Source organism: Exiguobacterium sp. 8A (assembly GCF_902506275.1).
Classification (GTDB): Bacteria; Bacillota; Bacilli; order Exiguobacteriales; family Exiguobacteriaceae; genus Exiguobacterium; species Exiguobacterium profundum.
The window spans coordinates 2,626,959-2,651,649 of sequence record NZ_LR733630.1 but is presented as its reverse complement, the minus strand read 5'-3'; the positions used below and the strand labels follow the sequence as shown (position 1 = coordinate 2,651,649).

General features: G+C 46.9%; 24 protein-coding genes. 3 read left to right on the top strand and 21 right to left on the bottom strand.

From position 1 onward, the window contains the following. Positions 1-8: 8 nt before the first annotated feature. A complete protein-coding gene (gene pflB, locus GVY42_RS13905; protein ID WP_159563563.1) occupies positions 9-2,255 on the bottom strand; it encodes a formate C-acetyltransferase in 2,247 nt (748 codons plus the stop codon). 362 nt (positions 2,256-2,617) lie between these two features. On the opposite strand from pflB, the gene GVY42_RS13900 reads away from it, so the two are divergent. The 3 genes from GVY42_RS13900 to GVY42_RS13890 are packed head-to-tail and all read left to right on the top strand — an operon-like array spanning position 2,618 to position 4,901. Beyond that, a complete protein-coding gene (locus GVY42_RS13900; protein ID WP_159563562.1) occupies positions 2,618-3,040 on the top strand; it encodes a hypothetical protein in 423 nt (140 codons plus the stop codon). A 53-nt stretch (positions 3,041-3,093) separates the two neighbouring features. Then, the gene (locus GVY42_RS13895; RefSeq protein WP_159563561.1) at positions 3,094-4,260 is read left to right on the top strand and encodes a DEAD/DEAH box helicase; all 1,167 of its coding nucleotides are present in this window, start codon (positions 3,094-3,096) and stop codon (positions 4,258-4,260) included. Continuing rightward, positions 4,257-4,901 (top strand): hypothetical protein, encoded by a 645-nt coding sequence (locus GVY42_RS13890; protein ID WP_159563560.1) that lies wholly within the window; start codon positions 4,257-4,259, stop codon positions 4,899-4,901. Before GVY42_RS13895 ends, GVY42_RS13890 begins: the two co-directional genes overlap by 4 nt. Positions 4,902-5,038: 137 nt before the next feature. Here GVY42_RS13890 and GVY42_RS13885 read toward each other — a convergent pair whose 3' ends face one another. The 20 genes from GVY42_RS13885 to GVY42_RS13790 all read right to left on the bottom strand — a co-directional run bounded on the left by GVY42_RS13885 (position 5,039) and on the right by GVY42_RS13790 (position 24,689). Further along, positions 5,039-5,611, bottom strand: a complete 573-nt coding sequence (locus GVY42_RS13885; protein WP_084543114.1) for a hypothetical protein — start codon at positions 5,609-5,611, stop codon at positions 5,039-5,041. Between the two features lie 410 nt (positions 5,612-6,021). Beyond that, entirely contained in the window at positions 6,022-7,122 is a 1,101-nt protein-coding gene (locus tag GVY42_RS13880) for a hypothetical protein (RefSeq protein ID WP_159563559.1), read from the bottom strand. Between the two features lie 9 nt (positions 7,123-7,131). Then, positions 7,132-7,938, bottom strand: a complete 807-nt coding sequence (locus tag GVY42_RS13875; RefSeq protein WP_159563558.1) for a hypothetical protein — start codon at positions 7,936-7,938, stop codon at positions 7,132-7,134. Further along, a complete protein-coding gene (locus tag GVY42_RS13870; RefSeq protein WP_159563557.1) occupies positions 7,935-8,615 on the bottom strand; it encodes an ABC transporter ATP-binding protein in 681 nt (226 codons plus the stop codon). The genes GVY42_RS13875 and GVY42_RS13870 overlap by 4 nt, the downstream gene beginning before the upstream one ends. Further along, positions 8,593-8,985 carry a GntR family transcriptional regulator gene (locus GVY42_RS13865; protein WP_201302258.1) on the bottom strand — a complete coding sequence of 131 codons (393 nt, stop codon included), beginning with the start codon at positions 8,983-8,985 and terminating at the stop codon, positions 8,593-8,595. The genes GVY42_RS13870 and GVY42_RS13865 overlap by 23 nt, the downstream gene beginning before the upstream one ends. 139 nt (positions 8,986-9,124) lie before the next feature. Continuing rightward, on the bottom strand, positions 9,125-9,715 hold the full coding sequence (locus GVY42_RS13860) for a kinase (protein ID WP_159563555.1): 591 nt from the start codon (positions 9,713-9,715) through the stop codon (positions 9,125-9,127). Between the two features lie 52 nt (positions 9,716-9,767). Then, positions 9,768-11,453 (bottom strand): b(o/a)3-type cytochrome-c oxidase subunit 1, encoded by a 1,686-nt coding sequence (locus tag GVY42_RS13855; protein ID WP_074037747.1) that lies wholly within the window; start codon positions 11,451-11,453, stop codon positions 9,768-9,770. After that, positions 11,454-11,924 (bottom strand): cytochrome c oxidase subunit II, encoded by a 471-nt coding sequence (locus GVY42_RS13850; RefSeq protein ID WP_015880821.1) that lies wholly within the window; start codon positions 11,922-11,924, stop codon positions 11,454-11,456. A 24-nt stretch (positions 11,925-11,948) separates the two neighbouring features. After that, positions 11,949-12,068 (bottom strand): cytochrome c oxidase subunit 2A, encoded by a 120-nt coding sequence (locus GVY42_RS13845; protein ID WP_224863290.1) that lies wholly within the window; start codon positions 12,066-12,068, stop codon positions 11,949-11,951. 178 nt (positions 12,069-12,246) lie between these two features. Next, positions 12,247-12,957 (bottom strand): Crp/Fnr family transcriptional regulator, encoded by a 711-nt coding sequence (locus GVY42_RS13840; protein WP_015880820.1) that lies wholly within the window; start codon positions 12,955-12,957, stop codon positions 12,247-12,249. 153 nt (positions 12,958-13,110) lie between these two features. Next, the gene (locus GVY42_RS13835; protein ID WP_074037749.1) at positions 13,111-14,496 is read right to left on the bottom strand and encodes an aldehyde dehydrogenase; all 1,386 of its coding nucleotides are present in this window, start codon (positions 14,494-14,496) and stop codon (positions 13,111-13,113) included. Between the two features lie 151 nt (positions 14,497-14,647). Next, complete coding sequence (locus GVY42_RS13830) at positions 14,648-15,793, bottom strand: MFS transporter (RefSeq protein ID WP_159563554.1); 1,146 nt, start codon at positions 15,791-15,793, stop codon at positions 14,648-14,650. Positions 15,794-15,914: 121 nt separating this feature from the next. Continuing rightward, a complete protein-coding gene (gene deoD, locus GVY42_RS13825) occupies positions 15,915-16,628 on the bottom strand; it encodes a purine-nucleoside phosphorylase (protein ID WP_015880817.1) in 714 nt (237 codons plus the stop codon). 15 nt (positions 16,629-16,643) lie between these two features. Further along, on the bottom strand, positions 16,644-17,354 hold the full coding sequence (locus tag GVY42_RS13820) for a response regulator (protein WP_074037751.1): 711 nt from the start codon (positions 17,352-17,354) through the stop codon (positions 16,644-16,646). Then, complete coding sequence (locus tag GVY42_RS13815) at positions 17,351-19,108, bottom strand: sensor histidine kinase (RefSeq protein ID WP_074037752.1); 1,758 nt, start codon at positions 19,106-19,108, stop codon at positions 17,351-17,353. The genes GVY42_RS13820 and GVY42_RS13815 overlap by 4 nt, the downstream gene beginning before the upstream one ends. A gap of 97 nt (positions 19,109-19,205) precedes the next feature. Next, on the bottom strand, positions 19,206-20,420 hold the full coding sequence (locus tag GVY42_RS13810) for a M48 family metallopeptidase (RefSeq protein ID WP_159563553.1): 1,215 nt from the start codon (positions 20,418-20,420) through the stop codon (positions 19,206-19,208). A gap of 97 nt (positions 20,421-20,517) precedes the next feature. Beyond that, positions 20,518-21,618 carry a sorbosone dehydrogenase family protein gene (locus tag GVY42_RS13805; protein ID WP_159563552.1) on the bottom strand — a complete coding sequence of 367 codons (1,101 nt, stop codon included), beginning with the start codon at positions 21,616-21,618 and terminating at the stop codon, positions 20,518-20,520. Between the two features lie 37 nt (positions 21,619-21,655). After that, positions 21,656-23,116, bottom strand: coding sequence for an MDR family MFS transporter (locus GVY42_RS13800; RefSeq protein WP_159563551.1), 1,461 nt, complete (start codon positions 23,114-23,116; stop codon positions 21,656-21,658). A 63-nt stretch (positions 23,117-23,179) separates the two neighbouring features. Next, positions 23,180-23,899: an ABC transporter ATP-binding protein gene (locus GVY42_RS13795; protein WP_159563550.1), complete on the bottom strand. Its 720-nt coding sequence runs from the start codon at positions 23,897-23,899 to the stop codon at positions 23,180-23,182. Continuing rightward, positions 23,892-24,689 (bottom strand): hypothetical protein, encoded by a 798-nt coding sequence (locus tag GVY42_RS13790; RefSeq protein WP_159563549.1) that lies wholly within the window; start codon positions 24,687-24,689, stop codon positions 23,892-23,894. The genes GVY42_RS13795 and GVY42_RS13790 overlap by 8 nt, the downstream gene beginning before the upstream one ends. Between the last annotated feature and the right edge of the window lie 2 nt (positions 24,690-24,691).

The following is a 24,691-nucleotide window of genomic DNA, read 5'->3' as shown; positions in this document are numbered from 1 at the left end:
GCCTTTATTTACAACGAACCGTGGAACGTACGGTTGATGACGTCGATCTGTTGCTCACGTGTCAACTTGATGAAGTTGACCGCATATCCTGATACGCGGATTGTGAGTTGTGGATATTCTTCTGGATGTTCCATTGCGTCGAGAAGCGTCTCGCGGTTGAAGACGTTAACGTTCAAGTGATGTCCTTTGTGCTCTCCGCTCATGTACCCATCGAGAAGCGCCGCCAAGTTGAGTTCGCGTGCGATTTCTTCTTTTCCGAGTGCTTTCGGTACGATTGAGAACGTGTAAGAGATTCCGTCTTGTGCGTGTTCAAATGGAAGTTTCGCAACAGATGAGAGCGATGCAGCCGCACCTTTTGTATCCCGTCCATGCATTGGGTTGGCACCTGGAGCGAATGGTTCACCCGCACGACGACCGTCTGGCGTATTTCCTGTTTTCTTACCGTAGACGACGTTCGATGTGATCGTGAGGACCGATTGCGTATGAAGTGCGTCACGATATGTTTTATGTTTCCGTACTTTCTCCATGAATGATTCGACGAGTTCGACGGCGATTGCATCGACACGGTCATCATTGTTTCCGAATTTCGGGAAGTCCCCTTCTGTTTCGAAGTCGACGATGATTCCTTCTTCATTACGGATCGGTTTGACGTTTGCGTATTTGATTGCTGAAAGACTATCCGCCGTTACCGAGAGACCTGCGATCCCACAAGCCATCGTCCGTAAGATTTCAGGATCGTGAAGCGCCATTTCGATTCGTTCATACGCATATTTGTCGTGCATGAAGTGAATGACGTTGAGCGTATTCACGTATAGCTCTGCCAACCAGTCGAGCGTCCGGTCAAAGTCGGCATATACTTTTTCGTACGTAAGCACGTCTTCTGTGTTCATTTCCCAAACTGGAGCGATTTGAGCACCGCTCTTCTCGTCACGACCGCCGTTCATGCTATAAAGGAGAGCCTTCGCCATGTTGGCACGCGCACCGAAGAACTGCATTTGTTTCCCGATCTTCATCGGTGACACACAACATGCGATGCCGTAGTCATCACCGAATTGTGGCATCATCAAGTCATCGTTCTCATATTGAATAGCCGAAGTTTCAATCGACATTTTCGCACAGTATTGTTTGAATCCTTCTGGAAGTTTCGTCGACCAAAGGACCGTCAAGTTTGGTTCTGGAGCTGGTCCGAGGTTCGTGAGTGAATGCAAGAACCGGAATGAACTCTTCGTGACGTTCGAGCGACCGTCTTGACTCATCCCACCGATTGATTCTGTCACCCAAGTCGGGTCACCTGAGAATAATTCATTGTAGTCCGGTGTCCGTAAGAATTTGACGATTCGAAGTTTCATGATGAAATGGTCAACGATTTCTTGGACGTCTGATTCTGTTAAGCGACCCGTTTCAAGGTCACGTTCAGCGTACACATCAAGGAAGGTCGAGACGCGACCGAGTGACATTGCGGCACCGTTTTGTTCTTTGATGGCAGCAAGATACGCCAAGTATACCCATTGATATGCTTCTTGCGTATTTTCCGCAGGACGACCGAGGTCAAATCCATATGCAGCTCCGAGTTGTTTAAGTTCTTGGAGGGCACGAAGTTGTTCATTCAGTTCTTCCCGATCGCGGATGTCCGATTCAGATAAGAACCCGCCACGTTTTGCCAAGTCTTTTTTGCGTTCTGCCATCAAGAAATCGATTCCATAGAGAGCGACGCGACGATAGTCACCGATGATGCGTCCGCGACCGTATGCATCGGGAAGCCCAGTGATGATCCCTGATTTACGAGCGGCCCGCATTTCTGGTGTATAGGCATCGAAGACACCTTGGTTATGTGTTTTACGAATTTCTGAGTAAATTTTAGTGATTTCTTCGTCTGGCTCGAAACCATATGATTCGAGTGCCGCATCGACCATACGAATGCCGCCATTCGGGTGAATCGAACGTTTAAACGGTTCATCCGTCTGAACGCCAACGACTTTCTCTAACTCTTTGTTTAAGTAACCTGGTCCATGCGATACGATGGTCGATGGTGTGTGTTGATCGACGTCCCAGACGCCTCCACGTTCACGCTCTTCTTTTGTTAGGTCCATCACACGATTCCAAAGAACGTTTGTCGCTTCGGTTGGACCTGCTAAAAACGCATCGTCTCCTGTGTACTCATGACGGTTCAAACGGATAAACTCACTGACGTTTACTTCATTCGTCCACTGACCAGGGACAAAACCTGACCATGCGGATTTGATTTCGGTTGCCATGTTGATTCACTCCTCATTCTCGAAAGTAACTGCGTGTTATCTATACTGTGAGTGTACGTGAAAACATGAACAATATGTTTTACATTCTTGTGAAACTTGTAACAATCTTATGAACGTGATGAAATAGCCGTTTTTGAAAGCGTTTTACAAACTGTTATATCCGACAAATTATATGAGTTGAAACAGATGAGCCCCCAATTGGATAACGTTTACCCATCATCTGTACTAATTTGATTGTTCTGTGACGAACTATACAGTTTTTAAGGTGATTAATCTCACATCACTCGGTTAGAACTTGAATTTTTGTGTCGTATCAGACACAATGAAGGCAGAACATTGCATAAGAGGAAGGGGTTCTACTCATGACGTATGAACCATTAACAGCAAATCACGCCTTTCAAGTCGGCGATCGCATCTCATTAAAGGTCGATGAGGCTGGTGAAAAGCGTGATGGATTTATCACAGAATTTGAAGACGGAGGGTTTTGGCTCCGCTTCGACGATGACATCGAGAACGAAGACTTTATCGATTATCGCGACCAGCTACTCGCTGCACTTTTGTCGCGTCCAATCCATGTCATTACGACACATCCGGAACTGAAACCGTTCGAGAACATGGCGGCCGAGTTACAGTATCGCGTTTATCAAGGATTCACGATTGAGAAAGTTGAATTGACAGCAGAAGGTGCAGACGCCCACATCCAACTCATCGAAGACGGTCAGACGTACACACAGACGTTACGTTCTTCAATGGAAGATGGTCAGGAGCATGTTCGCTATATTTGACGAGGGAGCGCTGTCGCTTCCTTTGTTTTTGCCTAAAGATAAGGAGACCGAATATGAATTTTACAAAACCTTTTATTAACGAAACGTGGGAACGGATGGGCTTCAATGAGCCGATGCCGGTCCAAAAAGAAGCGTTTCCTCTACTATTAGATGGAAAAGATGTGACAATCGAGGCACCAACCGGAACGGGTAAGACACTCGCCTACCTTCTTCCAGCCATTGAAAAGATCGACCCATCGAACGACCGCATCCAAGTCGTTGTGGTCGCCCCGACCCGTGAACTTGTCATGCAGATTCAACAAGTCGCACAACGTTTCACCGAAAAAGGCGACGTCCGCATCGGTTCGTTCATCGGTGGCGTCGAATTGAAACGTCAAATCGACCGAATCAAGAAGAAGCCACATTTGATCGTTGGGACACCAGGTCGTCTCGTCGAGTTGATCGACAAGAAAAAACTGAAGCTCCACGAAACACATACCGTCATTTTGGATGAAGCCGACCAAATCATCGACAGCGGTTTGACAGAGGCCGCAGAACGAATCATCAAGCATACCGCGCACGAGCGTCAGCTTGCACTCGTCTCGGCAACACTCACCGACTCACTCCAAGAGTGGGCGTCACCATTCATGAACGAACCGGCTCATATCAAAATCGAACGTGCCGTAAGCAATCAAGTGACATACGGCTATCTGTTAACGACGCGCCGGTATAAACCGGAACTTCTTCGTCGTCTTTCACACGTCGACGATGTGAAGGCACTCGCCTTCATCAACAACCGCTCGTTCTTGCCACCGCTTCGCGGAGAACTTGAAAAGTTGAAAGTGAACTACCGGATGCTCGACAGCTTGAAAGGGAAGCGCGAACGCGTCGAGACGCTCCGCGAATTCCGTAAAGGCGAATACCCGCTCCTTATCACGACTGGTCTTGCTGCACGCGGTCTCGATATTGAAGATGTGACACACGTCGTCCATTTCGACTTACCGGAGTCAATTGATGACTTCATCCACCGTTCTGGCCGTACCGCTCGTGGTAACGCGGGAGGGACTGTCCTTTCACTCGTGACGACGGATGACCTGCCGCACTTGAAATCGTTCGCGCGTCAACTCGGTGTCGAGTTGAAAGAGCTCGAAATCTATCGCGGTGACGTGATTGAGAAACGGATTGAGGAGAAGCCTCCTGTCGTCAAACGTCCTGCGAACAAGCGAGGACCGCGCCGATGAAAAAAGACCGGAAAGTAATTCCCTTCCCTTTGCTCGTCGAAGAGTCCGAATTGCTTGCCGAACTGAAAAAGTTGTATGAGCAAGCGGCTCTTGCGCGAAGCACACAGTGGACGAACTATATTCAAGAGATTGCATCGGAAGGGACATGGCACTTAAAAGATGCCGAACTCTTCCGTGACCTCTTCATCGATTGGGCCGTCTTCTTTGAGACGGATGAGGATGGGATGACACCCCATGGTCGCTACTTGGCCGACCATAAGAGCGACATGTCCCCTGCCCTCTATCACGCACTCCGTGGACTAGCCGTCCCGCGTTGTAGCATCTTTGAAGTCACAGAAGACGGTCAGTTGAAAGACTGGGAATCAAAAGAGACATACGCCGTTCAGTTACCAGAAGAACGTGAGACCGGCGACCTCGTTCTCGGGAAGCTACTCGATATCCGAGGCAGTTGGCGTTTCGGTTCTGCGTTTCTCGCCTTACCTGCGAAGATGTCTGGGAATGTTGCCGATCTGTATATCGACTTTACGGATGAAGTCGGTCCCGGTGCCTTTTTGGAGCAGTTCCCGGAGTTCTGCGCGGAACTGATCGACTTGTTGCTTGATTTAGAAGAAGGCGTCATCATACCGAAACCGACTAAGTAAAAAAAGCAGGATCAGCATGCAATCATCCCCTCACCATGTTGATCTTCACAAGTTCAGTATTCCAACGCTACTAAAAAGAGCGGGTATACCAAGACCCGCTCAAGTTTTATGAAACTCCGAAATCCATCGGAGTTTTTTTATTTTCCAAAGGCTGCTGAACATGATCCAATCACAGATGAAACACCGAAGAGGTCTAGCAAGGCTTCGCGCGCATCTGGTCCTGCATCTTTAGCCGCGAGTCGAACAGCTTGTTTGAGTGACGCTGTCTTACTTAATTTATCTTCTCGTGACATCTGATAGTATGGTTTGATTGCTTTAACAAACTTCGTAGCACCACCGACAGATTTCAAGGCAGATTTGATTTTGAGGATTTTCGCTGGAGTAAAATTGATGACAATTGCAGTTCCAACGGCTCCTACACAACCTGCAATTGAACCTATACTAGCTTTTCGAACACCCGCTAAATCTTGTCTTTCATCCAAATCAAGTGTGAAACTTACTTCATTCTCAAGGTATATTTTTATGGCTTCCTCGCCCTGCATAATCACTTCATCCGGCATATTCTCGATTGCAGTTAGGATCTCAATTAACTGTAAGTCCTGTTCATTCAAATCTTCAGCAGCGCTAGCTGAATCTCCTGGTATAAATGAGGTAGACAAAACAAGTATCATCACCATCATAACTGATATGACTTTCGATTTTATAGACAAGTTAATCCTCCTTCGTTTTTACTACAAACTTAAGCACTACAGCGATTAGAAAAATTACAATGGTTATAACCGCTTTACTATTCTCAGACAAGCCATCCACAAAAAAGTGTATAACAGTAATGGCTGCGAGGAGCAGGATATAAATCCACTCTTTAGTCGAATTTTTCATTTATATAACCTCCCATTCACTCGCAAATTAACATACTGAAATTTGGAATGTAAGCCCGAAAAAGATGTTCTAAGGGGCAAGACATATGTCTATATTTAGAGTTGTACAAAACAAAAAAACGGACAACTATGTCCGCTTAGGCAGTAGATGAGTCATTTTCATCGTTATAACGTTATCGTAGCAATCATCATTCATAATGATGCTGACCTATGTTTTGGATGGACCCCATCTTTTCATATTTTTATCTGACATCTACGTCAATCTGTTTGAGTATATCACGCGCTTCTTCATTTTCAGGCGTGATTGCCGCACTCGAGATTTGTTTCCCATCCTCGTATACATCGATGACAACACCGTCTTTCGCTTGGCGCGTTTGGTAAAGGCGACCATTTTCATAGAAGGCGTGATCCACTGAATCAAGAACTTCCCGGGTCGTTTTTTTCCAGGTGTTCAAGTCGATAACGACTTCTTCGCCGTCCTCATTTAAGGCGAACAGGTTGTGACCTGACACTGTATAATCCCAAAATTCCTGACCTTCAGCCAATTGAACAACTTTCCCCGTTTTTGTATCGTAAGCGAAGAGTCCTGGATTCGGATCCTCAACATTGATTTCCTCTTCCCCTTCTCGGATCACTTCGTACGAGCTGACACCGACAGAAATGAAACGAGTTTCTGTCACTTGAGAGGATACATCGGTAGCATAAAAACGATTCGTATTGATGACATGGGTGATAAATCCTATATCCATTCTCAATTCTTTGACGGTCACCTCATTCATCGCTTCATTAAACGTGGCGATCATTGTTTTTACGTTTTCGTCATATCCATCTCGATAGATTAAGTTTAACTGGCCATCATTCAGAAATGCGCCTGCCCACACCCCGTTCACGATGTCGTATATTTTTGAATCACTGGCATCGAATGAAAATGTCGATAACTTTTCTTCATCTTCTTGTGTAAATACGATGAGCTCTTTCATCCCATCCTGACCGACCCCGATATATCCGTCTTCTGTTCGAATCGATTGGGCATACGTCCATCCATTCATGATTCTATGAATGGAACGCGCATCTCCATTCAAACGTTCCCGATATCGCAATCCCTCAGCTATATAGTTCAAGTTTGACGTGATGTGACTCTCATCCGTCGTCACTTCAAACCGCTGTTCAACATCATCCTCTGTGCTATAACCAATCTCTACCACTGCGTCTTCCCACACTGATGGATTCGAACTGATGTCTAACGCCCATTCTGCTTTCGGTTCCGTCGCATCAACGGCAAACGTCCCAAGCCCAATCACGATGACCGCACCGAGCGCGGCCACATTCCACATTCGTTTCATTTTCTCACCTCACACATTCAGTTTCGTCTGTAAAAATCTTCGACCTAGCCAAATCGTCACACTTGCCCATACGACCAATACCATACCGACGTACACGATCGTCTCATCATAAATTAGTCGATTCGACAGGAACGCGTATCCTAAAATTGGAATGGTCAAGATGACAACTAGAATCGACAAGCTAAGTACCGGTGACCACATCGTCCGTTGCCAGAAACTTCGTTCAATCAACACGAATGTGAAGATGAAGAGCACAGCAATCGTGATTATCAATTGATGAATGACAAAGTTGATGAGCGAAGAAGGATACATAACCATTAACATCCCATGGTAGGAAATAGCTTGCTCGAATGAGCCTCCCATCGGTATCATCTTTCCATCAAACCAACTCGTGAACGCTATGTACTGTAATTTGAGGGCAATCCATTCGATGGCAAATAACCCTAACGTCATCATTAAAATGGTAGCGAGTTTAGCGAAGAACAAGGTCATCCGCTTTTGTGGCATCGTGAGCAGTCGCATCATGAACGTCCCTCGTCCTTGAAAATCGCGATACCAGATCCATACGCTGTACAGCAACACGGCAGCAACGGCAATTCCGAGTGATAAAAGATAAGGAGTGCCATTTAAGTAATTTAAAAATGATAGTTGATAGTCCGCATTTCCTTCACGTCGCAACTGTTCATAAAAATTTGTTTCGTCCCATAAAAAGTAACCGAGATATCCAAACTGTATAACGATAAGACCTGCGACTAATGTCAAGAACGGTTTCGTGACACGTTCAACTTCCCAACTCAATAGTTTCAATAGATTCATGCCCCGTACTCCTCTCTCATCACATCGACGATCGACTTCCCGTGAATGAAACGGACATCCTCGACGTCAAACTCACGAACGATGCGTCCGTTATTCAACATGACTGCCTTGTCGATCAAGTACTCGATATCTTCTATTTCATGTGTCGTAATGAGGATGCCCCGGTTCTCCATGATTTCACTTGAGAACAGTTCAACAATCTGTTCTTTCGAAAAGACATCGATTCCTGAGAACGGCTCATCGAGCAATAGATAATCCGGGTCTTGGGCAATGCCGAGCGCAAGATTCGCTTTGGCGAGCGTCCCTTTCGATAACTCGCTCAACTTATCTTCCGGGAATAATTTAAAATCTTCGACGAGACGAGCAAATAATGCCGAATCAAATGTCGGATAGAAATCTTTCATAAACGCTTCACATTGCTCAATCGTGAAATGAATTGGGAACATCGCATGGTCAGCGACAAAGGCGACACGATTCAAATCAATTGGTTTTCCATCAATCAATACCGAACCTTTATCGAAAGGTGTCAATCCCATGATGCCTTTCAATAACGTTGATTTCCCCGTCCCGTTCAGCCCGATCAGGCACGTGATTTCCCCTTTATTCGCTGTGAACGAAACGTCTTCAATGACTTGTTTCCGGCGATAGCGCTTTTTAACTCCCAACACTTCGATCATCGTACGTCCCCTCCTTGTACTGTCGTTTAATCTTATCGACCAGCTCGTCTACCGAGACGTCGAGTTCTTGAATCGCTTCCACAAATACTGCGACCGCGTCATCTACAATCTCAGAGCGGATTTGTGCCAATATCGTACCATCTGTCGTTACACGACTCGGTCGATTTCGTTCGGTCGTAATCAATTGTTGGTCCTCCATTTCTTTGAACGCTTTTTGAACGGTGTTCGGATTAATTTTTAAATCGTTCGCTAGTTCTCGCCGGGATGGCATTTCATCCCCGGCTTTCAGTTTACCGAGTGCCATCTTCTTCTTGAAGTAGTCGACGACTTGTAGATAAACTGGTGTCCTCGTATTGAATTGCATGTTCATCACCTTTCTAAGTGTATGACATGGTTAATACACTTCCTAACTGTATTATTAGCGTAATACACTAAGACGTCAATCATTTTTTCAAATTTTCTCCAAACAAAAAACATCTGACACGTGCGTCAGATGTTAAAACGTTCAGTCAGAGCACGCTATCTGCCCCTCTTTTCGGGTCGACGTCCCGAAGATACAAATTTTCTCCTGGCCAGTACCGGCGCTTGTATTTCTCAAGCCGTGTTGTCGGATCACCGAGGTATGTATCCCGGTTCAAAACTCGCTCGTACCGAACTTTTCGGGGACAGTCGAGATAAATCACATAGTCGAAATAAGAACGCCATTCAGGACGTTGTAGAAAAATCCCTTCTACGACAACCGTATGCGCGAATGATACGTCCACGATCTCTTCTGCGATGACATCTCGTTCATACACGTAACGAGGTAACGTCAATTCCGTCATCCCATTCCTCAATGGACGAAACAGTTCACGTTCTAAGCGCGAGACATCCCATTGAAATGCGTAATACTCCACCGGTTCAGGCTGTCCGGTCTGATAGCGTCTGTCCCGTTCAACGATATAGTCATCGATGTGAAGAACGTAAACACTCGGCTCATTGCTCAAATGTGAGACGAGCGTTGTCTTGCCCGCTCCGCTCAGTCCATCAATCGCTACCACAAACGGTCGATTCTCTGAGTGCATCGAACGAGCCGCACGGATGACGTCTAATATGTTCATATCGTTCCTCCTCACACAAAAGAAGTCAGCTCACGAATGAGCTGACTTCAGTTTACCAGAGTACCCAACCACGCGCTCCTGGAGGCGCACTCTCAATCAAGTGCCAGATTGGAACGGTGTATGCAAATGCGATCAAGACAAATGTCACGGTAATCCATAGCTTCCAATTCTCGAAGTAACGCGGTGTATCCATCGCCGCCTCTTCTGTCTCAGCGAGCGGGAATTCTTCTTCGCCTTTTGGAGCGAGGAATGACAAGTTGAACATCGAGTAGACGAAGATGAGAACAGAGATGAACAAAATTGTTCCCCCGATTGCCATCATGACATGATATGGGATCCATTCACGCGTCAATGCATCTGAGAAATAAGTTGCCGGACCCGTACGACGTGGGTTCCCGTTCAATCCTGAGATATGCATTGCATAGGACATGATCGCCATACCGAATGCCCATGTTCCTGCTTGAATCAATCCAAGCTTGTTCATCGCCTTCGTCAACGTGCGACCACGTAGGACTGGGACTAGCCAGTACGCTGTTCCGAAGAAGGTTAAGGCGACGGCAGTACCTACTGTGATGTGGAAGTGTCCTGTGACCCATAACGTATTGTGGACCATTGCATTCAATTGGTGCGAAGCGTTGATGATTCCACCTGCGCCAGCCGGGATGAAGAACAACATCCCAACGAAAGGAGCAAGGAAGCGAACATCGCCATATGGCATTTTCTTCACCCATCCGAACAGTCCTTTCGCGCCAAGGGCACGACCTCGAAGTTCAAACGTCGCAAAGAGCGAGAATGCTGTCATAAATGATGGGATGACGACTAAGAACGTCAAGATGACTTGAACGAATTTCCAGAACGGTTCAATCCCTGGCTCTGTCAACTGATGGTGGAAACCGACCGGGAATGAGAAGAGTAAGAACAGCAAGAACGCCATCCGCGCCAACGCATCCGAGAAGATCTTCCCACCAATCACTTTCGGTACGACCGTATACCACACGATGTATGCCGGCATGAGCCAGAAATAAACGAGCGGGTGACCGAAGTACCAGAACAATGTACGAGATAACTCGATTCCGACTGTATCCGTCCATCCTAACGAGAGCGGAAGGAGTTGGAATAAAATCGTTGCTGCAACACCAAGTGTCGCAATGTCCCAAAGAAGCATCGTCATGATACTCATATACGCCGGAAGTGGTGGATGGATACCAGGGTTGTCACGCTTGTAATCCGCATACATGCGGAACATCGCGAAAGACGACAACCATGTCCCGACTACGAATAACACGAGTCCGACATAGAAGAGCGGATCTGCCATGAGCGGCGCATAAAACGTATATAAGACCGTCCCTTTATTGGCCAAAATCATGACGGTTACCATGACAGCACCGATGATCATCGTCCAAAAACCGAGCCAAGCGACACGTGTCGGGAACGATTCAAAGCGACCGAACGACTTCGCCAATAAGGCATATAAAAGACCGATAATGAACATCGTCGTAAAGACGATTCCAAGCATGATCCCGTGCGCAGTCAGAAGTTGATAGTATCCAAAGATTTCAGGAATGACACCCGTCCGAATCAATGTCTGAGTCAATCCAGCTAGCGCCCCAATCAAGATGGCGAGAACGGATACGAGAACATGTCCATAGGCAAGACGTGCCTCTTTTGCTCCGATACTCGGAACCGGTACGCCGCGTTCCATCTCCCATTGCTTCAGTTTAGATGATACGTCATTCATTTATTCCACCACCTTGATTTTAGTCGACATCATGTGATGCCCTGTACCGCAATATTCGTTACACAAGATTAAAAATTCGCCAGCTTCCTCGAATGTGTACGTCAACGAGTTGATATGTCCCGGGACGATCATCATGTTGACCGGCGTACCCGTCAACTGAAATCCGTGGACGACGTCAGGTGATGTCACGAGGAACGTCACTTTTGCCCCTTTTGGAATTTCAACATTCCCTGGTGTGAACGTAAACGCTTGTGCGATCATGACGAGCTCGTATTCATTTTCACCAATTTGATGAAGTCCTGGTTTGTCGAACGGAGCCGTCTGATTTACTTTTGCCGGGTCAATCAAGTCTGCATCCGATGCGGGTTGATTACCTGCCGCGAATGCGGATACCCCGAGAACAGTCAGGAAGACTGCGAGTAGAATGATGCCGAATGTAAGCCAATATTTTTCTAGTTTATGAATATGCATGATGAGACCCTCCTCCCTGAATTCTTATCGAGTGACGAATAAGTAAAAGACTGATGACCACATGGCGATGATGACACCCGCCACGATCATGACCGATGTGAACGTTCCTTTTAAATTCGGTTCTTGCCCATCTTTATGTTCCACGTGTAAGACCCCTTTCGCTTGTTTTTCCACCTTTATTGTATGCAATCGCTCTGGTGATAATATGTGATATTTATCACTCAAAAAGTGACAATCACATCAATTTTGCGTAGTTTCAACACATAAAGTTCACATTTGTACAAAACCAATCCACAAAAAAACCGCCTCCACATGGGGCGGTTTACAAACGACATATTCCTGCCGGGCAGCCTTCGCAATGGCATAACTCTTTTAAAAAGTCGACATCGCGAATGATGATTGATTTCGTTGTTGTGCTGATGACACCTTCTTTTCGCCACTGACTGATCAATCGGTTCACCGTCTCACGCGGTGCTCCAATCAGTTGTCCGAGTTCTCCGTCAGACGGATGACGAGGAATCACGATTGCATCTTCTTCCTCCACTCCATGCATCGCGGCCATTCGAAGTAACGTCGAAGCCAATGCACCAGGTTTTCCATACAACAATAAGTCGCGCACTTTCATTTCGGAATGCTTACGCATCATCGATGTCCAGCGCAAGATTTCTCCGGCAAAACGGATATCGCGCTGCATAAGCGATTCTAACTCTCGTTTTGAAATCGTCCCGATGGTACTCTCTTCAGTCGTTTCGATGCTATACGAACTAGGGAATGTCTCCACGATGTCAAACTCACCAAAGAAATCATCCGATCCATACATGAACATGACGAGTGGATTTCCCTTTTTCGTGATTTTCGTGAATTTGACAGATCCACTCTTCAAATAAAAGAACTTATCACACTTCTCACCTTCCCAACACACGATACTCGCTTTTGGATGATGCTGAAGCGTCATCATTTCGAGTAACAGCTGTTTCGTTTCATCTGAGAATACAAAACTGTTCGGTTGGGTCGTTCCACATTGCATTGACATAGGTCGGTGCTCCCTCCACGTTTCATTCGTCCGTTCCATTTATGACTTTATTATACAGGAGTGTGACAGGGAGTATCATAAAAGTATGTGACATTTCAAACAATCTTTTGAAAATAAAAAGATTCGGGTATGACCCCGAATCTTTACATCGATTCATCGTTGAATCAGTCGAATCAATTGTTCAGCCGGTTTGAAGTTCGGATACCGGACTGGTAAATCAAATTTTGTCGTATTTTTTAAAATAGACTTCGCGTGGCTGAATGTCTCAAAACTCGTTCGCCCATGATAGGCCCCCATTCCGCTCTCGCCCACTCCACCAAACGGTAGATTTGGGTTCGTCAAATGCATGATGACATCGTTCACACACCCGCCACCGAAGGAAAGGTGCTTCATGACGGTTCTTTCCACGTCCTTTGACTCTGTAAAGAGATAGAGCGCCAATGGGTGTGGTCGGTCTGAGATGAACTCGATCACTTCATCCAATTGACGATATGGAATGACTGGTAAAATCGGACCGAAAATCTCATCTTTCATCACATCAGCATCTTCATGAAGATTCGTCATGACGGTCGGCGCAATTTTAAGCTCATCCCGGTTCATCTCTCCACCGAACACAAGGTCACCTTCTGTCAAATAGTGAGCCAAACGGTCGAAGTGTGATTCATTGACGATGCGCGTGTATCGTTTCGTGCCGACACCATTCCCAAACATCGCAAACGCCTCTTGTTTAATCGCTTCTAAAAATGCTTCTTGTTGCGATTCGTGGACGAGCACATAGTCTGGTGCGACACATGTTTGACCGGCGTTCATCCATTTACCCCAGGCGACACGTTTTGCTGCAATGGAGACGTTCGCATCTCCGTGAACGATGACTGGTGATTTCCCACCTAGTTCGAGCGTGACTGGCGTCAGATGCTTCGCTGCCGCCTGATTGACGATTCGCCCGACTTGCGTCGATCCCGTGAAGAAGATGTAATCCCATTTTTGTGCCAACAGCTCTTGCGCTGTATCTTTATCCCCTTCGACACTTGCCACATATCGATCGGTGAAGGCACGCTCGAGCACCTGCGTCAGGACACGCGCAACATTCGGCGTCAATTCTGAAGGTTTGACAACGGCTGTATTCCCTGCGGCAATCGCACCAATGAGCGGAGCAACAGCCAATTGGAATGGATAATTCCATGGAGCGATGATCAACACCGTGCCGTACGGCTCATATTGAATCTCACTCTTCATCCCAAGATGAATCGCCGTCCCACGGACACGCTTCGGACGCATCCACCGCTTCAATTCACGCGTCGTTCGTGAAATCTCATCGTAAATAAATCCGATTTCCGTCGTATACGCATCCAATTCGGACTTGTTCAAATCTTCGCGAAGCGCCTCTAGCAAATCCGCTTCATAATGCTTAATGGACTCCTTTAAAAACGTCAGCATGCTCAAACGAAATGCCATCGATTTTGTCGCCTGTGTTTTAAAGAAGCGGCGCTGTTTCTGGACTAGCTCGTCAATCGTCAACTGTTCAATCGGTGCCAGCATAAACTTTCCTCCTTATGATTCATCACATTTATCTCATTTTATCATCGTGTGAAACGTGAATCTAAAAAAACGCTTTCATCAACCTACTATAATACAAAGCGTTTAAATGTTTAAACGCTTAATCATAGAGTAAGCGATTGCTTCCCTCGTGTCAAAACATCCGTACTCTTTTTCGCGCGCTGATCAGAAAGAGCAGGCTTGCGCTCCCTAAAATCAAGCCGGTCAGTGTGAACTGCTGGACGATCGAGAGTGGAAGAACACTTAAGAATGATGACCCCGCTACCGTTCCGAGAGAGAAAAAGGCATAGAACGCCCCGTATGCTTTCCCTCGATTTTGTGGAGAGGTCGATTGGATCAACAACGTATTAATGGCCGGGAATAAAATGGCAAACCCGACACCATATAAGGCAAGTACCCCATACAGGCTAGTTTGTACACCCGATTGTCCAATTAACACCTGGCTTATCCCGATGATAGCCACCCCAAGTGCGGTCAACTTTGTCGGAGAGAATCGATCAAACAATCGGTTCGTCGGCAATAAAAAGAACAGGACGGCTACCACGCCGAACATACTGAGCAATGTCCCGCTCAATCGTGAATCATATCCAAGTTCCTGCACATGGAGCGGCAGTAAAAAGGCGAGCGCCCCTTGAGAAAACATGAGGAAAAAAGCGCCCCAATAGGCACGAAGCACTTTCGGATCCGGTTTTTCCCGTGTCCTCTCTTTTTCTATTATTGTCTCGACCGTTTGACTTCCTCGCATTGTCACAATCGTCACGATGAGAATCACCCAACCGAATAAAGAGACGAATAAAAAGACAGTTGGTGGCGATGTGATGCTTGCGACGATACCGCTGAATGCTGGACCGATAATGGCAGCTAACCCGACGAAACTACCGGTAATGGCGACTTTCTTACCTTGACGGTTCATCGCGGTGACGTTCGCCGACAGCGTAAATGCAGCTGGGACGATGAGTCCGGCCATAAAGCCATGAATACACCGTACAAACAGCAACATAAATGCTGAGTCGACGAACTGATAAGCCAATAAACTGAAGCTCGTCAGAAACAAGCCGAGAACCAAAACCGGATATGGACCATTTCTGTCAGTCCATATACCAGATAACATATTTCCAAACGTGTTCGTCAACGAATAGATTGCAATGGAAAAGCCAGCGATAAACGAGGATGCCCCAACGGATACCGCAAATGTGCTCATGATCGGAAGTTGGGCGAATAAATCAAAAAAGGCAAAGAATACGATTGCATATAATATAAAACGTGATGGAGTTTTCATCGGACAATTCCTCTTTCCCGTGATCTTATTCTTAGTCTAGCTGGTGCTCCACCCGTTTCATAGGGATGAATAGGTTTAGACACAAAAAATCCCTACAGCCAAAGGCTATAGGGAAAATCGCTTAGTTTGTTACTTCGACGGCTGTGTCGAGAGCGACACGAATCATTTCATCAAACGTCGACTGACGCTCTTCTGAAGTCGTCTCTTCACCCGTCAACAAGTGGTCAGAGATCGTGAGGATCGTCAACGCGTTCACTTTATGTTTCGCTGCAAGCGTGTAAAGACCTGCTGCTTCCATCTCGATCGCGAGGCAACCGAAGTCCGCCCATTTCTTGAAGTGATGGAAATCATCTTGATAGAATTGGTCAGCCGTGAAGATTTGTCCGACTTTGACCGGGATACCCGCTTTTTCTGCATTCATATACGCACGATGTAGGAGGTCGAACGTCGCTGTTGGCGCATAGTCCATTCCGTTGAAACGGACACGGTTTTGTCCCATTTCACTTGATGCGCTCATCGCGATAACAACGTCACGTACCTTAACATCTTCTTGAATTCCGCCCGCTGTTCCGACACGGATCAAGTTTTTAGCACCGTACGACATGATGAGTTCATTCACGTAAATCGACATCGATGGGACACCCATCCCTGTACCTTGCACTGAGATGCGTTTTCCTTTGTATGTTCCCGTGAAGCCGTACATGCCACGAACTTCGTTATATAATTCGACGTCTTCTAAAAACGTTTCCGCGATATACTTGGCGCGAAGCGGATCCCCTGGAAGTAATACCGTTTCTGCAATTTGTCCTTCTTGAGCTCCAATGTGTACACTCATGTTTGAATTCCTCCTTTAAGCTTGTCGTTGAACTTGTTCCCGAAATTCGTTCGGAGTAACACCGACTTGTTTTTTAAAGACCTTTCGGAAATATTTGTCGTCCGAAAAGCCGACTGCTTGGGCGACTTCATAGATACGCTGTCTACTCGTTTCTAACAGGCGCTTTGCTTCATTCATCCGAATTGTCAACACGTACTCAGATAGATTCACGCCATATTGTTGTTTAAATCGTCGTGAGATATACTCCCGACTTAAGTAAAACCGTTCACTCATTCCTTGCAAACTCAGCTCTTCCGCAAAGTGCTGTTCAATGTACGTACCAATTTGGGCAATCGGATCTTCACTCGACTCCGTCATCACGCCCGCTAACGCCCGTGACAACGTATCGTTTAGTACATCCGGGTCGATCGGCTTCAACAGATAATCAAAGCTCCCGTACTGGATGGCCCGGCGCATGTACGAATATTCATCGTAACCTGTCAACACAACGAGCTTAGAGGATGAAGCGTGGTCGTGTACCCACTCCATCAGCTCGATTCCATCACAATGTGGCATTTGAATATCCGATAGAATTAAAGCAGGTCGCTCCTGCTCGATGAGCGCCTTTGCCTCAAGTCCGTTCTTCGCCTCGAGTACGGCCTTCACACCGAACCGCTCCCATTCGCCGAGTAATTTCACCGCTTCCCTTACTGGAGATTCATCATCTACAATCAACACTTTCGTCATGATGCCACCCCTTCATCCGTTGCCGGGAAACGCATCATGATTCGAAAACCGCCTGTTTCAGGTGTAGCCAACATAAATTCTGCCTCCCGATTATAGTTTAACATGAGTCGATCACGAATGTTTCGTAATCCTGTACCCTCTGTGTCATAAAATGTCGAGTCCCCTTGTTCAATACGTGACATGACCCGTTCCCATTCTTCCGTCGTCAAGGAACGTCCGCTGTTCTCACAGCGAATCACGAGTGTCGCCCCTTCCATCCAGACCATCACGTCAAATCTATTCGCTAAAGCCGAGCCGTCTCGCTCGAACCCATGTTTGAAAAAGTTCTCTGCGAGCGGCTGTAAAATCATCTTTGGAACAATCAGTTCATGGAGGTCCTCAGGGACTGAGACGCTCACTTGAAACTGATTTGGAAAACGAACGTCTTGCAGGCGAATGTATGAGTTCAAATGCTCGATTTCTCTCTTTAGCGTGACCATCGACTCTTCTGGATGCATCGTATATCGCATCATCGAAGAGAGTTGTGTGATCAATCGATAGACGGTTTTGCCATCTCCCTTTAAAGCCAGTGTGCCGATCGACTGTAACGCATTGAATAAGAAGTGCGGATTAGTTTGCGCCTGTAAGGCACGTAGTTCATTCGTTCGGTTCTCTAAGGCAAGCTTATACTCCCGTTGAATCAGATCGTCGATTCGCTCAATCATCCGCTTGAACTGTCTCCCGAGTACGCCGAACTCATCATTTCCGAGGGAATCGAACGAGACCGTCATATCGCCTTGCTCAATTCGCCAAATGTTCGAGGTCAACGTCTTAATCGGAGTCGTCAGTTTCATCGAGGCGTACGTGGCGCCAATCAATGCCAGAATGAGTGAGATGATTCCGACTAACAAAATAATGAACGATGTTCGTGAAGCCGGTTCCGTCAAGAGCTGATCTGGAATCGACTTCCCGACATAGAATTGCTGATGGTCGAACTCAAATGTTTTCGTGATTTGATGATGATTTCCATCGGTCGAGAGCGATCTCGGTTGAAACGACGAAGGAATCTCGCCATCTCCAAGATGGGCGAACACACGATTGTCCTCACCAACGAACCATAGACTTTCCTCCGGACTATTTTGAAGAGAAGCCAACTGTCCGATGAACAGATCTTCCGGGATATCGAGCGACAGAATCGCGAGCGGTTCGTCCGTTTCAATTTTATCGAGTCTGAAATGGAGGGTGACGACATCTTCTTGTGTCATGATTGGTCCGAAATCATGATACGGAATGAGCGGATGTGACGCTTCAAGCAAGACACGACTTTTCGGATTATTCAACAACTGTCGTTGGACAGCGCTCGGTTCTTTTTTGGAACGCGGTGATACTTTCATTTTATACGCTGCGAATGAATCCATGTCTTCAAGCATCAACAGCTGAATTTGCGCCACGTCTTCCCGGGACAAATACATTGCGAGGAGCGCTCGTCGCACTTCAATCTCCGTTTCTCTTAACGACAGTCCCGGTCCGTATTCCAGTATGTCCAATACGTCACGATCTGCGTATAGGCTAGTCGGCAAGCGACTCAAGTCAGAGATATAGCGTTCCATCTGACGCGTCCCCCGTTCAAGCGACCATTCCGTCATTTCAAGACCGCGTTCACGTTCTCGATCCTCCACATACCAAAATGAAATGATTGTCGCGATAATGACTGGCACGATGATGGTTAATGCAATCATTCCTGTTAACTTTGTCCGAATGCTATTCACCGACATCCCCCCTACCCCATGAGTATATCACGCGTTATGCAAACGTTTGCAAGAATCATAAAAAAGAATCCTCATTTCTTTCGAAACAAGGATTCAGCGACTATTAATAGGATTCCATTAAATCAATGAGTTGTGGTCCGTGTCCCATTTCTCGTGCCACATCAATCGGTGTCATCCCCTCTTCGTTCTCGATGGTCACGTCTGCACCGTGATCAAGTAAGAGGAGGACCGTCTCAGGATCGATGTCGTCATTATAGAACAAGTTATGGAGTGGTGTTTCCCCATATTCGTCTTGAATGTTCACATCCGTCACGTTTGCCAGTTCCGCTTCAATTTCTTCATAACTCGCATTCATGAACGTCAATTCTTGAATCGGTTCACCTAATTCCATTCCCCAATCCTCTTCGAGATCTTCGCTCATTGCCGATGCGACAAAGTCAGATAAATCATCGTTCATGACGAGCAAGGCGATGATTGCTCCGTTACCGATGACAGTCAATAGAATCATCGAAATGATAGAGGCTTTCACATATCCCGCTGTTTTAAAGACCGGTACGTTTTCTTCGCCCGCATGTGTCGCAATCGCTGCGATGCGTTTCGGTAACGTCGGATGCGTCGACAACAGTTCACTATATTTCGCGATGAATCCCTTTTCTCGGCTCGCTTCATACAGATAGTCAAACTCATTCACTTCTTTCGCGAGCGGTCCCCCGATCGCAAGTACGGTCAACGCTTGTTTCGCCGCTCCAAAATCTTGAAGATAATGCGCTGCCATCCGGTCACACGTATACTCACATGCACGCGAATAAGCTGATCCTAAAAACGGAATGATGCTACCAAGTAAGACAACCCATTGTTTTTGAACGTGGTTCCGACGAATATGTGCCAATTCATGCGCGATGACAAACTCGACTTCTTTCGTCTGTCCAGTACGTGTCAATTCCACGACATCAGAATATAAGATGACCATATTCTTTTGGAAGAATCGCGTGGCGAAAGCATTTAACACACCACCGGCCTGTAAGATATACACATCTGGCAACAAACGAATCCCCATCTCAGCCCCGACGCGTTGAACCAGCTCATGAAGCTCTGTGAACTGACGAGGCGTCACCTTGACACCGTTCGTCCGAATATACCCGATTTGAATCCAGTGCGTAAACATTGAGAGTGCTACGATCGTCCCGATGATCCACAAGAAAAGACCGAACGATGCAATCGTCAGTACGATTCCTAAAATCAAGACGAGTACGCTTGCTGCGACTAATAATGAGAAGTATAAATTTTCTCGTTTATGTACCAAGTTTGAATGATTCATCTAAATTCCCCTTCTTTTTCCAAAATACATGTTTAATTATACCGTTCCTTCCAGAAGAAACAACGAAAAAAATAGAAACTGACGGATTCGTCAGTTTCTAGCGGATGGTCACTTGATAGAGTTTGTCGTCTTGCGATTGCGGATTGCCTCGTCCGTCCGTATTGTTCGAAATAAAATACAACGTATCGTCGTTCAACCACACATCACGAATCCGTCCTACCCCTTCGACAATTGTCGTGACTTGCTTCGTTTCACGATCGATGGCCACGAGCCGCTCATTCCGAAGTGTCGCCATGTATACGTACCGTTCATCGGTCGCAATTCCAGATGGTGCCCAAGACGTCTCACCAACTTCAAACCATGGCGTGATGAGACCTTCTCGTTCCTCGGTTGCCTCAATGAGTGGCCATCCATAATTGTTTCCTTCTTCTATCACGTTGACCTCGTCATGTCCACTCGCCCCATGCTCACTCGCATAAAGCGTATCATCCATCCGGCTGAGTCCTTGAGGGTTTCGATGACCAAGCGAATAAATCCAGTCGGTCGGTTCGCCTTCACCCGATAATGGAATTCGTAAAATCTTCCCCGCCAAAGATGACTCGTTTTGAGCAAGTTCTGGCACGAGCGCATCGCCCGTCGTCACCCAAAGATACGCTCCATCGACTAATAGACGTCCACCGTTATGGAAACGTGCCCCTGGTATCTCGTCAATCAAGACACCAGTTTCCTCGAAACGTTCTCCATCCCACGTCAACTCTACCACCCGGTTCTTGACGTCTCTTCCCGATGAACCGTACGTATGATATGCGTAAAGGATGCCACTCGATTCAAAATCGTCGCTCAGCGCGATGCCGAGGAATCCTCCTTCACCAATCTCAAATACGTCTTCGTCCAAGTTCACGTCAGATTGCGTCGCGCTACCGGAATCATCGATTACCGTGATGGTCCCACCACGTTCCGATACGAACCATTTGTCCGCACTTCGAGCGAGTGACCACGGGATCTCTAGATTCTCAGCGACGGCGGTCACTTCCCCGATGTTCAGTTCCGTCTCTTTAGTGGTATTCGATTCTTCAGATGTTGCCGACTCATCACGAGTCGATTCTTCAGCAGGTGGTGGCTCCGTACCTTCGTTCGTCGGTTCTGGCGTACATCCCATAAGAAACAATAGTGTCACAATCCCAATTTGACGTTTCATGTCGGTTCGCCTCCCTTTCCTTCATCATACCCTTGTTTTACGAGCGCTGTGAAGGTTCCGGTGGGCGGGCCGGCAAACGGGTTGCGATGATGAATGCAATCACGGCCGCAATCATCGCCCCGATGAAGATCCCATTCAACCCGGTCGCGATGATTTGTTCACCTTGCAGACGGACAGACGCGCTTAACGTCTCCGTCACACTTTGATTGAAGAAATCTTCCAAAGACACTTGGGATAAGGAGCTGCTTTCTTTAAAATCATTGAGTACGACAAAGTTAAAGACGGCTCCAAAGACTGCTACACCGAGCGTTTGACCGACCGTACTTAAGAAGGAGTTGGTCGCAGTCGCCGTTCCTCGTTGCTGATAGGAAACGACGGTTTGTAAGACGACGATAAACATCGGCTGTGACAATCCGAATCCTACCCCAATCAAAGCCACCGCACCATATACCCAGAAATCCGAGCTTGATTGAGATAAGAGTGTCAACGTGAGGGTTCCGATGACGAGTAATCCCATACCAACCAACGCGCGACGTCTCGGGGATGCCACACCGAGCGTCCGTCCTCCGATAATCGATGTGAATGTCCATGCAACAGACAACGGCATCAACATGAATCCAGCCTCGGTTGCTGTTTTTCCTAATACTGCTTGCGCCCAAATTGGGATGTAAGCTGACATTGAAACGAGCACCCAAGCTGCAAAAAAGACAGAGCCGTTGATGGCCGCAATCGTTGGTTGCTTGAGCAAATCAAACGGCAATAACGGAGAGGTTGCTCTTCTTTCCGATAGGAAGAATCCCCCTAACAAAACAAGACTAAGTACGCCACTCCCGGCGATGGTCGTCGTCCATTCATTCGTTTCACTGAACGTGATCAAGGCGTATAAAAACGCGGTCGTTCCTCCAGCGAACAAGAGAGCACCTTTTAAATCAATCCGCTCGCTCGTTTCAGCGACGGTTTCTTTGTAAAAGACGATAATCATGATGAACGAGAGTAACGCAAATGGCACGTTTAATAAGAATACGTAACGCCAAGACAACGTTTCGACCAAAAATCCACCGATGACGGGGCCAAGCACACCCGATACACCCCAGACCGCACTTAGAATCCCTTGAATTTTCCCACGCTCTTCATATTTATATAAATCCCCAATAATCGTCATCGAAATCGGAAGCACGGCTCCGGCCCCGAGACCTTGCAGCGCCCGAAAGACAATGAGTTGTTCCATCGATGTCGCTAACCCACATAACAATGAAGACACGGTGAACAACCCGATTCCAAACAACAGGACGCGCTTTCGCCCGAATAAGTCTGCCACTTTTCCATAAATCGGTGTCGAAACCGCCGTAAAGAGTAAGAAGGCGGCAAATACCCAGCTGACGAGCGTCGCCCCGTTCAACTCACTGGCGATGACCGGTGTCGCAACCGATACGACCGTCCCTTCAATCGCCGCTAAAAAGGTTGCCAGTAAGAGGGCAACCGTCACATTTTTTCTCATTCGTTCCATCTCCCCAAAAAAATAGTGGCGTCGGAAGGTTCCGAGCACCACTTCAACTGTCTATTATTTTGTGCGAGCCGCGTCCATTTGACAAGTGTCATCTTTCGATTCGAAAAAGAATTCTCTTAGTCGTTCATATGCGGCTTGTTCATCTTGGACATATACCTTCCCACAAACAGCACCCGCTCGCATCATCCAGACCTCATCTGCCAACATGGCGGCGACGTCAAGTTGATGCGTTGAAAACACGATGGTCGCCCCCCGTTTGGCCTCTTGTCGCAATAGTTCGCTGAGCATTTGCATCCATAGCGGATCGAGTCCGTTCGTCGGTTCATCCAACAACAAGATGTCTGGTTCGCTTACAAGAGCTTGAGACAACAAGAGACGTTGCCGCATCCCTTTTGAGAGTTCGGAGACGCGCTTTCGTTTATGCTCGTACAGACCGACTCGTTTTAAAATCTCCAGAGTCGGATGTGCCCCTTGCAAGGTAGCGTAGTAGATGAATGTCTCCTCAACTGTCCATGCCTCATCAAAATAGAAATCATCCGGCATATAGCCAAAACTCTCATTATATTTCGCGCGTTGTTTAATCGTATAACCATTCAATTGAATGTTGCCGGTACTCGGTTTGATGGTACCATTCATCAGATTCAACAGCGTCGATTTTCCGGCACCATTGCTTCCACACAACGCCACGATTTTCCCCGAGACGATGTCTTCACGAATGGGATGGAGTGACCACGAATCACCGTATTTTTTCCCTACATCTAAACAGTTAATCATGACGATTCCCTCCGTACATCACCGTCGAGGCAAGTGATAACAAGAAACCACTTGCCGTAAGCAAGCTCAACCAGACTCCAGCGTATCCAATCGGTCGATGCATCCAATTCAACAGGTGGAGATAGACATCCCCAAACACATCTGAAGAGGATACAATCGTACTGGCCCATACACGCATCAAGTCAAATCCATTCAGAAACAGCGCCACAATCATGCCGTTCACTTGCATACCGTAAGGAAGCCAGGAAACGATGGTCACGAGAAGCGTTGGCCAAAGCAACACGAGGATCGTCCATGTGAGGAAGGCCAGTAACATCGCTCGAATCCGCTTGCGCGCGATTAGTCCAAGCAAAGTTCCGAGCGCTGTCGCGTAGATTGTTAATCCAATGGCGTAGGAAAACAAAATCATCCAAGTCTCACCTGATTGTCCGACAACGAGCGAAGCAACGAGGAAAGCCAACAGCAGAATAAGTCCTTGTGTCACGAGAAATGAACTGAATCGGACTAAAATCAACTTCCATTTAGGATAGGTAAATGTTGAGAGGAGATTCAATCGCTTCGATTCCTGTTCCTGTCCCCAATGAAGCGCTGTCGTCAATAAAATGAAAAGAGGAAGTAACAGACCGAGCACCGTGATGAGCGTTGCACTTACGTTTGTATAGTCCGCAGCAACAGGTAGTGCTTGTCCGAGTCCTCCGAGTAGAACGAGCGTGAGAATCCATATAACTAAGAATACATAGTTCTCACGCTGTCTCAGACTCCGCGCCCATTCCATTCGCCACAGTGACATCG

Excerpts from the sequence above, each read along its gene's own strand:
- pflB (WP_159563563.1), bottom strand. The coding sequence starts at position 2,255 with ATGGCAACCGAAATCAAATCCGCATGGTCAGGTTTTGTCCCTGGTCAG.
- GVY42_RS13900 (WP_159563562.1), top strand. The coding sequence starts at position 2,618 with ATGACGTATGAACCATTAACAGCAAATCACGCCTTTCAAGTCGGCGAT.
- GVY42_RS13895 (WP_159563561.1), top strand. The coding sequence starts at position 3,094 with ATGAATTTTACAAAACCTTTTATTAACGAAACGTGGGAACGGATGGGC.
- GVY42_RS13890 (WP_159563560.1), top strand. The coding sequence starts at position 4,257 with ATGAAAAAAGACCGGAAAGTAATTCCCTTCCCTTTGCTCGTCGAAGAG.
- GVY42_RS13880 (WP_159563559.1), bottom strand. The coding sequence starts at position 7,122 with ATGAAACGAATGTGGAATGTGGCCGCGCTCGGTGCGGTCATCGTGATT.
- GVY42_RS13875 (WP_159563558.1), bottom strand. The coding sequence starts at position 7,938 with ATGAATCTATTGAAACTATTGAGTTGGGAAGTTGAACGTGTCACGAAA.
- GVY42_RS13870 (WP_159563557.1), bottom strand. The coding sequence starts at position 8,615 with ATGATCGAAGTGTTGGGAGTTAAAAAGCGCTATCGCCGGAAACAAGTC.
- GVY42_RS13865 (WP_201302258.1), bottom strand. The coding sequence starts at position 8,985 with ATGAACATGCAATTCAATACGAGGACACCAGTTTATCTACAAGTCGTC.
- GVY42_RS13860 (WP_159563555.1), bottom strand. The coding sequence starts at position 9,715 with ATGAACATATTAGACGTCATCCGTGCGGCTCGTTCGATGCACTCAGAG.
- GVY42_RS13855 (WP_074037747.1), bottom strand. The coding sequence starts at position 11,453 with ATGAATGACGTATCATCTAAACTGAAGCAATGGGAGATGGAACGCGGC.
- GVY42_RS13850 (WP_015880821.1), bottom strand. The coding sequence starts at position 11,924 with ATGCATATTCATAAACTAGAAAAATATTGGCTTACATTCGGCATCATT.
- GVY42_RS13840 (WP_015880820.1), bottom strand. The coding sequence starts at position 12,957 with ATGTCAATGCAATGTGGAACGACCCAACCGAACAGTTTTGTATTCTCA.
- GVY42_RS13835 (WP_074037749.1), bottom strand. The coding sequence starts at position 14,496 with ATGCTGGCACCGATTGAACAGTTGACGATTGACGAGCTAGTCCAGAAA.
- GVY42_RS13830 (WP_159563554.1), bottom strand. The coding sequence starts at position 15,793 with ATGAAAACTCCATCACGTTTTATATTATATGCAATCGTATTCTTTGCC.
- deoD (WP_015880817.1), bottom strand. The coding sequence starts at position 16,628 with ATGAGTGTACACATTGGAGCTCAAGAAGGACAAATTGCAGAAACGGTA.
- GVY42_RS13820 (WP_074037751.1), bottom strand. The coding sequence starts at position 17,354 with ATGACGAAAGTGTTGATTGTAGATGATGAATCTCCAGTAAGGGAAGCG.
- GVY42_RS13815 (WP_074037752.1), bottom strand. The coding sequence starts at position 19,108 with ATGTCGGTGAATAGCATTCGGACAAAGTTAACAGGAATGATTGCATTA.
- GVY42_RS13810 (WP_159563553.1), bottom strand. The coding sequence starts at position 20,420 with ATGAATCATTCAAACTTGGTACATAAACGAGAAAATTTATACTTCTCA.
- GVY42_RS13805 (WP_159563552.1), bottom strand. The coding sequence starts at position 21,618 with ATGAAACGTCAAATTGGGATTGTGACACTATTGTTTCTTATGGGATGT.
- GVY42_RS13800 (WP_159563551.1), bottom strand. The coding sequence starts at position 23,116 with ATGAGAAAAAATGTGACGGTTGCCCTCTTACTGGCAACCTTTTTAGCG.
- GVY42_RS13795 (WP_159563550.1), bottom strand. The coding sequence starts at position 23,899 with ATGATTAACTGTTTAGATGTAGGGAAAAAATACGGTGATTCGTGGTCA.
- GVY42_RS13790 (WP_159563549.1), bottom strand. The coding sequence starts at position 24,689 with ATGTCACTGTGGCGAATGGAATGGGCGCGGAGTCTGAGACAGCGTGAG.